Below are 8,055 nucleotides of genomic sequence, written 5' to 3'. Positions count from 1 at the left end.
GGCTGGGATACTTATACGGAAAGCAAAGGATACTTAATCGAAGCCCAAACTGCTTTTGAGGATGTAAATCCTGAGGAATTTGACGGGCTGATTATTCCAGGGGGAAGGGCGCCGGAATACATCCGCTTAAATGAGAATGTGCCGCGAATCGTTGCCCATTTCTTTGAGGCAAACAAACCAGTCGGTGCCATTTGCCATGCTAGTCTCGTGCTAACAACTGTACGCAAGTATATGGAAGGCCGCGAGTTAACTGCCTATATTGCCTGCAAACCAGATGTGGAAGCGGCAGGAGCGACTTATATTGAAAACCATCTCCATGTTCAAGGAAATCTCGTTTCCGGCCATGCCTGGCCAGACCTGCCGGGCTTTATGAGGGAATTTATTAATCAATTAAACCAAAATAAATAACAATTTAGGCAGGAGTGCAGCAATGCTCCTGCTTTTTTAGAAATAAGTGTATTTTCTGAACCTTCGAACAACTGTATTGACAAAAACATAGAGGGCATATATGCTAGTCGCAAGCATGGACAAATGCCAGCAGGTGGAATTAGGGAGATTTTTAAAAGGAGGTACTTATATGTGGATTGAACCGAATGAATTGCCAGTCAACAGGGTTCAATATTTAGATGAAAACGGAAAGCTGACAATCGGGGCGCCTGAGGTAAGTGATGACGAGTTAATTTCGATGTACAAATGGATGGTGCAAGCAAGAGTATTTGACCAAAGAGCCTTAAAGTTTCAGAGGCAGGGGAGAATTGGTACATATGCACCGTTAAGCGGGCAGGAAGCGGCGCAAGTTGGCAGCGCTTTCGCACTAGAAAAGCAGGATTGGATTTATCCAAGCTATCGGGAAGGGGCGGCCCTTTTTGTTCACGGATTCCCAATGAAAAACTTTTTCCTTTATACGATGGGGCATTTAAAGGGAACGGATGCCGAAGGGGCCAATGTTTTTCCAGTACAAATTATCATCGGTGCACAGTGCCTTCATGCTGTAGGCGGGGCCTGGGCAGGGAAATACCAAGGTGAAAACAGTGTCAGTGTGACCTATATCGGTGACGGCGGCACCTCCGAAGGTGATTTCCACGAGGCCCTCAACTTTGCCGGTGTTTACAAGCTTCCGATGGTCTTTTTCGTTCAGAATAACCAGTGGGCCATCAGTGTTCCGAGATCAAAACAAACGGCGAGCGGAACGATTGCCCAAAAGGCGGTTGCCTATGGAATCACCGGAATTCAGGTGGATGGCAACGATGTCCTGGCGGTCTATACGACTATGAAGCAGGCGTTAGAGAGGGCGCGCAGCGGACAGCCTGTATTAGTTGAAGCTGTTACATACAGACAGGGCCCGCATACCACTGCGGATGACCCGACAAAATACCGAAATAAAAGCGATGTGGAAGATTGGCTCGCCAAGGACCCGCTGAAACGAATAAAGGCATTTTTGCTTGAAAAGGGAATCTGGAATGAAGAGTTGGAGCAGAGAGAATTTGAATTAGCGGAACAAAAGGTCACAGAGGCCTTTGAAACGGCTGCAAATACTCCGAAAAGCAAAGTGGAAGATATATTTGAAATTGTTTATGAGAAAAAGACCAGCCAGCTTACTGAGCAGCAGCAATCTGTTTCATCAGAGGGGGTTTTGAAATAATGACCGCAATGACAATGATAGAGGCAATTAATTTTACCTTAAAGAAGGAAATGGAGAGAGACCCGAGAGTCATTTGCTTGGGAGAGGATATTGGAAAAAACGGCGGTGTGTTCCGGGCAACTGACGGTCTGCAGGCTATTTTTGGAGAAGATCGGGTAGTAGATACGCCAATTGCGGAATCGGCAATCGTCGGCACGGCAGTCGGCATGGCAGCAAGGGGCTTGCGCCCGGTGGCGGAGATCCAATTCTTCGGGTTTATTTATGAAGCGATGGACCAAATGGCAGCACAGGCAGCGAGACTTCGCTTCCGGTCTGGCGGGGTGCTGGGTGCGCCAATGGTTGTCCGTGCACCGTATGGCGGGGGAGTCAAGACTCCGGAGCTGCATTCTGATAGTTTAGAAGGTTTATTTTTGCATTCACCGGGGCTGAAAGTGGTAATGCCAAGTTCCCCTTATGATGCCAAGGGGCTGTTAACAGCGGCTATCCGCGATAATGACCCTGTTTTATTTTTGGAGCCGATGAAGTTATACCGCGCTTTCAAGCAGGAAGTGCCAGAAGAGGATTACATCATTGAGATTGGCAAAGCCAAGGTTGTAAAAGATGGCGAAGACCTAACGGTAATTACGTGGGGACAGACGGTGCCGCTCGTAAGCAAGGTAGTTGAACAGTGGGAGCAGGAGCAGCCTGTTTCGATTGAGATTATTGACCTGCGGACGGTGTCGCCGATTGACGAGGATACCATCATTGCTTCCGTGCAAAAAACAGGACGGGCCATGATTGTTCATGAGGCGGTGAAAACCGGAGGACCGGGTGCTGAAATTTCCGCGATGATTAACGAAAAGGCGTTGTTCCATCTGTCGGCGCCAATTGTGCGGGTTACAAGCTTTGACACGCCATATCCGGTGCCATCAGTGGAAGAAGACTGGCTTCCAAATGCAGACAGAATCAGCCAAGGGATTAGAGAGGTATTAGCACATTAATTTTCAAAAATGGGAGTGGCATAAAAATATGGCTTATGAATTCCGTCTTCCTGATATTGGCGAAGGCTTACACGAAGCAGAGATTTTGACGTGGTTTAAGGCAGCCGGTGACTTTGTAAGGGAAAATGAGAACATCGTAGAGGTGCAAACCGATAAGGCTGTGGTGGAAATTTCGTCACCAGTCGGGGGAGTAGTACAATCCTTCGGCGCGGAAGTCGGCGAGGTTGTTAAGGTCGGCGAAGTTTTATTCACAGTTCTTGAGGACGTAAAGGCCGGAGCGGGAGTGCTTGTTTCAGCTAGTAAAACGTCCGGACAACATGAATCCATCCAACAAGGCTCAAACGGGATCAATACATTACAACGAGAATCCACACAATTTGAACACACGAAACAAGTCTCCACACAAACCAATTCATTTACTCAACATAATTTACAGCAAAATTCAGTAGGTATTTTACCAAAAAAACGCGTCATTGCGGCACCGTCTGTCAGAAAGCTGGCAAGGGAACTTGGTATCGATATTACCGAGGTTGTGCCAACAGGAAAAGGCGGAAAGGTGACGGAAGAGGACGTCAGGAACTTCAAGACGCTTGCAGAGAAGGAGGCAGCGGCGACTGTTGCGGCATTTGAGTTGCAGGAGGCAGCGGCAGTATCTGCGCCGCCTAAGGAATCTCCGTCAGAACGAGAAGCAGCAGTAAGGCTGGAAGAAGAAGTAAGAGAGCCAATCCGGGGCTTAAGAAAAAAAATCTATCAAAACATGAAACTATCAAAATCCACAGCCATCCATTGCAGTGGGATGGACGAGGTCGTTGTCACCAAGCTGGTTGAACTAAAAAAACAGCTGGAGCCGCATGCCGAAAGCGCTGGAGTCAAGCTTACATACCTTCCGTTTTTCGTGAAGGCCGCCGCCAAGGCACTGAGCCGGCACCCTATCTTTAACGCAACGGTAGACGATGAGAAGCTTGAAATTATCTATAAGAAAAACATCCATATTGGGGTTGCCGTGGCCACGGATGACGGCTTGCTCGTCCCGGTCATCAAACATGCTGACCAAAAGACGATTTTGGAAATAGCAGCGGAGCTTCAAGATCTATCAAAGCGGGCGAGAGAAAGAAAATTAAAACCACATGAGCTTTCGGGCAGTACATTTACAATTTCGAGTACAGGCGGAAATGGCGGCTGGTTTGCCACTCCGATCATCAATTATCCAGAAGTCGCCATATTGGGCGTCCACAGCATCAAGAAAAAACCAATCGTTCAGGACGACCAAATCGTCATCGGTCAAGTCATGGGCATGTCTATCACCTTCGACCACCGCGTCATCGACGGTGCCCCTGCCAACGCCTTCATGGAAGAAATCGGCACCCTCATCGGAAACCCGGAACTATTCATCCTGGAAGGGCGATAATTTGATAGGGTGAATTAATATGGAGTCAGGCACCGCGCGCAGACATTTGTCCGCCGTGGTTGGATAGTTTGTGAATTTGTGAATTTATGAGTTTGTTAGGGGGGCTAGGTTGTGTGGCTGTATGATGAGTTGTTAAGGATTGTTGGGGATGCTGAGCGGGTTAGTGTGAATGGGGCGGTGTTGGAGCAGCATAGCAAGGGGATTTCGTATCACTCGCCGCGGATGCCTGATGTGGTGGTTTTCCCGGTTTCTAAGGAAGAGGTCAGCCGTATCATGCGGTTTGCAAATGAAAATAAGGTTGCGGTTGTTCCCTTTGGGGCGGGATCGAGCCTTGAGGGGCATATCATCCCTTTAAACGGCGGCATTAGTCTTGATTTTACGTTGATGAATGAAATTATCTCCGTTCGCCCTGATGATTTTATTGTCACGGTTCAGCCGGGGGTTACGAGAAATCAGCTAAACCAAGCGTTGAAAAAGTATGGACTCTTCTTTCCGGTCGATCCGGGGGCAGATGCGACGATAGGCGGCATGACGGCTACCAACGCGAGCGGGACGAATACAGTTAAGTATGGAGTCATGCGGGACCAGGTTCTCGGACTGGAGCTAGTCCTGGCAGACGGTTCCTCCATTCGCACTGGAGGATATTCGTATAAATCATCAGCAGGATACAACTTAACCGGTTTATTTGTCGGCTCGGAAGGAACACTGGGAGTATTTACAGAGATTATCCTGAAGCTGCAAGGCATCCCTGAGACCACCATTGATATCAAAGCAACATTCCCATCGATTGAAGCAGCGGGAATAGCGGCCACTGTACTTCTAAAAGCCGGCCTGCCGATTGGGAAGATTGAACTCGTTGATCAAAAAACAATCCAAGCCGTTAATGCCTTTAAAAACACATCATATCGGGAGGAACCGACGCTGTTTATGGAATTTAGCGGCAGTGAACCGGAAGTCACCAACAGCCTCGAAATCGTCCAAGAAATTATCAAGGATGAGCAATGTGTCACCTTTGAATTCGAAAATGATTCCATTAAAAGAGCACAGCTCTGGGAGGCGCGCCACCAGGCTGCTCTGGCCATCATCGCCGCGAATCCTGGTAAGGGGCATATGGTAACGGATGTATGCGTACCGTTATCGGAGCTTTCCGATGCCTTACAATATACTAGAAAAATTGTTGACCAGTATGGAATTGATGCTGTCATTTTCGGCCATGTTGGCGATGGGAATTACCATGCCGTTTTTTCGGTGGACACGCAGGATGAAGAACACATGAAGCAGGTCGAGGAGGTTCATACGCAAATCGTTCAGTATGCCCTGTCCAAAGGGGGAACCTGTACAGGTGAGCACGGGATTGGCCTCGGCAAGAAGAAATTCCTTCAAGAGGAACATGGGGACACTCTTTCCATTATGAAGGGAATAAAAACAATGGTTGACCCTAACAATATCTTAAATCCAGGGAAGATTTTCGACAATGTTCCTTTGTCAGCTCCATTTGAACTTAAGTAAAATATGTATTGACAAATGAAAATTTTTATGTTATAATAAAATATTATGCAATTGACACGTATTGATAGAGGGCTTACTATTAACTCCTAGCGGATTTTTTTGCTGGGGGTTTTTTCTTTATTAAAAGAAGGGGGAATTGATTTGGAAAAAACAAAGGAAAGTTTGACCGCGTTAGTAAGCTGCTTTGCCAGAGGCTATCATGCAGCTGCATCAAGCCAGCCAATTTTTCAAGACAATATGGCCAATCTCCTTTTGCTTGAGGAGGAAAAGCAATTGATTGGCGCCAATTGGGCCAACGCCATTGCCTTCTTTGATCCAGGTACAAAATTGACTGCCTTTGAGGAAAAATTAGCCTGGGTCATGAATAATCAGACGGTTCCGCAATTGGTCAGCAGGGCAAGATATGCAGAGGATGCGCTAATGGCAGCGATTGAACGTGGCGTTCGGCAATATGTGATTTTAGGTGCCGGATTTGATACCTTTTCATTAAGGCAGTTGGATTTACCCGAAGATTTCACCATCTATGAAGTCGACCATCCCGCAACCCAAGCCTTTAAACAAAATCGGCTTCAAGAACTAGGCATGGACTTGCCAGCCAACGTAAAATTTGTCCCCGTAGATTTTAAACACAATTCACTTCAAAACGAACTCAAAAAATACGGCTATGATCCGCAAAAATTAAGCTTTTTTAGTTTGCTTGGTGTGGTGATGTACCTCGAGAAAAAAGACTTTTTTCAACTTTTGTCGACCATTTCGGGGATGTCTGTAAATGGAACTTCTTTCGTATTCGATTACCTAGATGCTGCTGCGTTTGATGACCAGTTTGCCTCCAAAAGACTGATTCAGATGCGGCAAATTACCGCACAAACGGGAGAACCAATGAAAACAGGCTTTGACCCGTTGGAACTGGACCTCGAACTGCAGAATTGTAACATGCTCGTGTATGAAAACCTGGCTCCTGCTAATATCGAAGATTTATATTTTTCCAACAGGGAAGATAGTCTCCACGCCTTTGACCATTTTCACTTTGCGCATCTGGCTGTGCATAAATAACTGGCGGCAAATTAATATTTCAGGAATGCCAGCATACATTTTTATTGATACCAATTTTTAGCTGTAGGAGGCATTCATGGATATTATCGTTAGGCGTGGGGACTCGTTATGGTACTACAGCCAATTGTTTCATCTAGATTTACAGCTTATCTTGGATTCAAATCGGGACATTGACCCCGATAAAATTTCCGTCGGACAGCGAATTAGAATTCCTGGCTTTGTTGCACAGGACTACCAGGTCCAGCAGGGTGATTCCTTATGGGCGATTGCCCGCCATCGGAATCTGGGTGTGGATGCATTATTACTCGTTAATCAACATATTAACCCGAACCAGCTGCAGATTGGGCAAATGATAAAAGTACCGATCAGGATTACCTGGAGATTGGTCCAAGGAAAGCAGAATTACGATTACATCCGGTTGGCGAAGGATATCGGACGGCTACAGAATGTGTATCCATTTTTGCAGCTGAACACGATCGGGAAATCAGTTCTCGGAAACGAGTTATCTGAGCTGCATATAGGAAAGGGTTCAAAGAGAATTCATTATAATGCTTCCTTTCATGCCAACGAGTGGATTACGACAGCGGTGTTAATGACGTTTTTAAACGATTACCTGTTGTCGCTGACTAATCAAAATCCAATCCGAGGCCTTGAGATGTCCAGATTGTATCAGCAAACCGCTTTATCGGTGGTGCCTATGGTCAATCCGGATGGGGTTAATCTCGTTTTGCATGGACCGCCTGAAAATCCTGAGTGGAAAAATAGAGTTGTTGAATTCAACAAAGGAAGCACGGATTTTTCCGGCTGGAAAGCGAATATCCGGGGTGTCGATTTGAATGATCAGTTCCCGGCACGCTGGGAGCTGGAACGGGCACGGAATCCAAAAGAGCCGGGCCCGCGCGATTATGGCGGCGAGAAGCCGTTGTCAGAACCGGAAGCTATCGCAATGGCAGACTTAACCCGGAACCGCGATTATGCCAGGGTCTTTGCCTTCCATACCCAGGGCGAGGAAATCTATTGGGGCTTTGAGAACATGGAACCGCCGGTATCCGAGGGGATGGTCAATGAGTTAAGCAGGGTAAGCGGGTATAAACCTGTTAAAACCCTCGAGAGCTATGCCGGCTACAAAGACTGGTTCATTCAGGATTGGCAGCGGCCAGGCTTCACGGTCGAACTTGGCCACGGGGTGAACCCGCTGCCCCTTTCGCAATTTGATGAAATTTATGAGAAGGCTTTGGGGATCTTTTTGGCGGGGTTGTATCTTTGAATTGTGGGGGCGGCCATGTTGAGATGGCTGCCTGTTTTTTATTTTTAGGTTAATGAAGTGAAGGCCAAAACCGCCCGAGGCGAGGAGTGAAATGTCCTTCAGAAGATTGATGAAGACGAAAACCACCCGAGGCAAGTGAGGAAATGTCCTTCATAAGGCCGATGAGGACCAAAACCACCCGAGACAAGTGAGGAAA

At 47.1% G+C, this 8,055-nt stretch carries 7 protein-coding genes; all 7 read left to right on the top strand.

The window, feature by feature from the left end:
• Positions 1 to 408: DJ-1/PfpI family protein (locus KHB02_RS28995; RefSeq protein ID WP_241114183.1), on the top strand; the 408-nt coding region annotated here is incomplete at its 5' end.
• Positions 409 to 577: 169 nt separating this feature from the next.
• A complete protein-coding gene (gene pdhA, locus KHB02_RS28990; RefSeq protein ID WP_213148162.1) occupies positions 578 to 1,642 on the top strand; it encodes a pyruvate dehydrogenase (acetyl-transferring) E1 component subunit alpha in 1,065 nt (354 codons plus the stop codon).
• A complete protein-coding gene (locus KHB02_RS28985) occupies positions 1,642 to 2,622 on the top strand; it encodes an alpha-ketoacid dehydrogenase subunit beta (protein WP_213148161.1) in 981 nt (326 codons plus the stop codon). Before pdhA ends, KHB02_RS28985 begins: the two co-directional genes overlap by 1 nt.
• Positions 2,623 to 2,650: 28 nt before the next feature.
• Positions 2,651 to 4,030, top strand: coding sequence for a dihydrolipoamide acetyltransferase family protein (locus KHB02_RS28980; RefSeq protein WP_213148160.1), 1,380 nt, complete (start codon positions 2,651 to 2,653; stop codon positions 4,028 to 4,030).
• 111 nt (positions 4,031 to 4,141) lie between these two features.
• A complete protein-coding gene (locus KHB02_RS28975) occupies positions 4,142 to 5,539 on the top strand; it encodes an FAD-binding oxidoreductase (RefSeq protein WP_213148159.1) in 1,398 nt (465 codons plus the stop codon).
• A 141-nt stretch (positions 5,540 to 5,680) separates the two neighbouring features.
• A complete protein-coding gene (locus KHB02_RS28970) occupies positions 5,681 to 6,592 on the top strand; it encodes a class I SAM-dependent methyltransferase (protein WP_213148158.1) in 912 nt (303 codons plus the stop codon).
• Between the two features lie 76 nt (positions 6,593 to 6,668).
• Positions 6,669 to 7,859, top strand: a complete 1,191-nt coding sequence (locus KHB02_RS28965) for a M14 family metallopeptidase (RefSeq protein ID WP_213148157.1) — start codon at positions 6,669 to 6,671, stop codon at positions 7,857 to 7,859.
• Positions 7,860 to 8,055 lie beyond the last annotated feature (196 nt).

Origin of the sequence: Neobacillus citreus (genome assembly GCF_018343545.2) — a bacterium.
GTDB classification, from domain to species: Bacteria; Bacillota; Bacilli; order Bacillales; family Cytobacillaceae; genus Neobacillus; species Neobacillus citreus.
This window is presented reverse-complemented; position numbering and strand designations above follow the sequence as displayed.

What these genes read in the sequence shown, in the direction of transcription:
- pdhA (WP_213148162.1), top strand. Translation starts at nt 578, where the DNA reads ATGTGGATTGAACCGAATGAATTGCCAGTCAACAGGGTTCAATATTTA.
- KHB02_RS28985 (WP_213148161.1), top strand. Translation starts at nt 1,642, where the DNA reads ATGACCGCAATGACAATGATAGAGGCAATTAATTTTACCTTAAAGAAG.
- KHB02_RS28980 (WP_213148160.1), top strand. Translation starts at nt 2,651, where the DNA reads ATGGCTTATGAATTCCGTCTTCCTGATATTGGCGAAGGCTTACACGAA.
- KHB02_RS28965 (WP_213148157.1), top strand. Translation starts at nt 6,669, where the DNA reads ATGGATATTATCGTTAGGCGTGGGGACTCGTTATGGTACTACAGCCAA.